This window comes from Moorena sp. SIO3I6, from assembly GCF_010672095.1.
In genome coordinates, this window is the sequence record NZ_JAAHHU010000619.1 from 1 (window position 1) to 2,623 (window position 2,623).

Genomic DNA, 2,623 nt, shown 5'->3' on the forward strand with positions numbered 1-2,623 from the left:
CCGCTACTAAAAAACTGATTGTGGTCAATTCCCCTGACCAGAGGAAACTCAATCCCGTGCGTGAGGCCACTCGTGGTGAGGTAGCTGCGATGGTTTATCAGGCTTTGCTGGATCAGGGCACACTAACCGCTGCTGTGAATAGTGAGTACATTGTCGTTGGTTGATTTATAGTTTCGATCTCACGGGAGTTAGATCAACTAAATCTTTCTGAAAATATCGGTAGCCTGCTGAGTGCAGGCTTTTTTTTATATAGCGCCATAGCTGTAGCGACCGTATGTCACGCTACGCGATGGTCCAATGGAGCCGCTACGCGATCGCTTACAGCATGGATACATTGATTCCTGGTCTCTACGTTTGGCTTGGATCATTATCTTTTCGCATTGGTGGGGTTGCTCCAGAAGAAAACTATCCAGGGACTATCCATGGCTTTGGTGGGTTAGCACTGGTACTACCGGGATATCGCATCTACAGCACATACCAAGGTAGCTATGACCCTCTTTTGTCAAACTAGGAGAAAGCCATCTCTGAAAGCGTTATGGGGCTTTAGTTCCCATATTTTAGATCCAATTTTGAGTTTGTGGAACAAAACTCTAGTAGTTTGTGTCTAGGTTAAGTAGCGTCCTAAATCCTGGCTACTGACTACTGTTTAGTATTGTAGTTAGTTTAATTACAAACCGCTTTGAGTTTGTGAAACAAAAATATAGCGGTTTGCCTCCAGGTTAAGTAGCGTCCTAAATCCTGGCTACTGACTACTGTTTAGTATTGTAGTTAGTTTAATTACAAACCGCTATAAATCCCCCAACTTCGATTAAATCAAAGTTGATTAAGGCAGATTTATGGGTATAATTATGCCCCCCTAGCCCCCCAATTTTGGGGTAAACAAAACTATCAAATAACCAAAAATTTGGTTATTTAGGGGGCTTTTATAAAATAAAACTATCTAAATTAATACTTCAATTAATTAACGCCGTTTCCGTTAATATAATCGTCCTGATAGTCTTTGCCTTCCAATGGAGAAATGGTTAGTAACTCTTTAGTTACACGAACCAATTTTTATCTAAGCTGGAAGGTGACAAATGCCGAATAGACGCAATGCAGTTCAGACAGACATAGAAACACTAATAAGTATCTATCAGAATTTATCTAAACTTGAGAAATATCTCAGAAAATCCCACGTTGATCAAACCGTAATCGATGATATCGAAAGTGCAAAAAATTCTGTCAATCATGCCTTAGATATTCTTCATAATTATTCCGATGCAATAGCTAATATCTATCAGGCACCACCACCGCGCTCAGAAACTTTTTAAATCCTAGAATTGTGCCGATAATATTGCTGCTCAATTCAAACTTCTAAATCCAAAAGAAAAAAAAGGATTCTCTAAACTTGATAATAGAGAATCCTCTTTGTTTTAATTAATCCCAAAAGTTACTAAGTTTACCCAGCTATGAAATTAGTTAGGGGTTATAAACCATCAATTAAGAAATCAATATATTTCCTAACCTCTTCACCCTCCAAATCATTCTTGCAGTACTCAGACAGTTTCCTATCTCTTATGTATTCTAGAGCGACAACATAAGGTCGAACTGATGACTTAATTATAAAGCTTCGTTTTAAGCCGTCAGTATTTTGCTCTCTGCCAAACCGCAAACTAGTAATAAGCCACTTGATACACTCATTGATATCTTGCTTAACACCATCTATGATTTTTTGTTTTTGTTTTTTAGAAAGCTCTGGAAACCTGTTGAAGTTCTCCAAAGCAATTCTTGCGGCTTCTCTAACTATCTTGGAGCTTTTCCACCGGTTATTAAGCCACTTTTTCTTAACCCACTTAACGGCCTTATCACGAGCTTCAGCCCTTTCCTGAGATGTAGCAAGGTTGTGTACTTGTCTCCGCAATTCTTTAAGTAAATCCTGAACTTCACGAGCCTGTGGTGTTTGGCTTAACAATGTTTCTAAGTTTTCAACGAGGTAAGCTACTGTTTGATCTTTTCGTTTCCTTTCAAGAGAAGCCCGGGGCTCCATCTGCCTCAAGTTTCCCTTAATGACTAGGGTATAAAGCCAAGGAACTATCGCGGAAACAGCAAATAGACCAAAGAGTAAGGAAAGTTTATCTTTTGTTTCCCTAATGCCACAAACAGTAGATTCAATAAACCAAATACTAAAAAATAAAACAATAATATATGCAATGGCAGCCCCTATTTTAATAGCAGGTATCTCTTCTGGAGTGAATTGCCTTGTCATTGTTAATGATTTTGGTTAATGATTTTGAAAGAACCCATCAGATCTAAGAGGTTGTCTGAGAAGTCTCATTTGCTACATATAAGCCCCCTAAATCCCCCAATTTTGGGGGACTTTTACCACCAAATAGATTCTTGTTCCCCCCAGAATTGGGGGGCTAGGGGGGCAAAATTCAGTATCAAAAAACTTTTCAGATATCCTCTAACTTTGATAATCAATTACTTAATTAGCTGATCCCAGAAATAATTATGCTCTAATTCTCCCTACCCCCTTGGGTGCATCTCATGTTTGCTGTTTGACCCGGTGGGTGGAATGGGCATCTTGCCCGTTACAATTTTCGGGCGGGCTGTCCTAAAACTGGCTAGGATGCCGAAAATGAGA

3 protein-coding genes are annotated in these 2,623 nt (G+C 39.3%); 2 read left to right on the forward strand and 1 reads right to left on the reverse strand.

Annotated elements, in window-relative coordinates:
* Positions 1–289 precede the first annotated feature (289 nt).
* Both F6K49_RS40375 and F6K49_RS40380 read left to right on the forward strand, forming a co-directional pair.
* A complete protein-coding gene (locus F6K49_RS40375; protein WP_293106463.1) occupies positions 290–511 on the forward strand; it encodes a hypothetical protein in 222 nt (73 codons plus the stop codon).
* A 565-nt stretch (positions 512–1,076) separates the two neighbouring features.
* A complete protein-coding gene (locus F6K49_RS40380) occupies positions 1,077–1,310 on the forward strand; it encodes a hypothetical protein (protein WP_293106465.1) in 234 nt (77 codons plus the stop codon).
* Between the two features lie 155 nt (positions 1,311–1,465).
* Here the strand turns inward: F6K49_RS40380 and F6K49_RS40385 are convergent, their stop codons facing one another.
* The gene (locus tag F6K49_RS40385) at positions 1,466–2,245 is read right to left on the reverse strand and encodes a hypothetical protein (RefSeq protein ID WP_075896895.1); all 780 of its coding nucleotides are present in this window, start codon (positions 2,243–2,245) and stop codon (positions 1,466–1,468) included.
* Positions 2,246–2,623: the final 378 nt, after the last annotated feature.

Coding starts and splice junctions, on each gene's coding strand:
- F6K49_RS40375 (WP_293106463.1), top strand. CDS start 290: ATGGTCCAATGGAGCCGCTACGCGATCGCTTACAGCATGGATACATTG.
- F6K49_RS40380 (WP_293106465.1), top strand. CDS start 1,077: ATGCCGAATAGACGCAATGCAGTTCAGACAGACATAGAAACACTAATA.
- F6K49_RS40385 (WP_075896895.1), bottom strand. CDS start 2,245: ATGACAAGGCAATTCACTCCAGAAGAGATACCTGCTATTAAAATAGGG.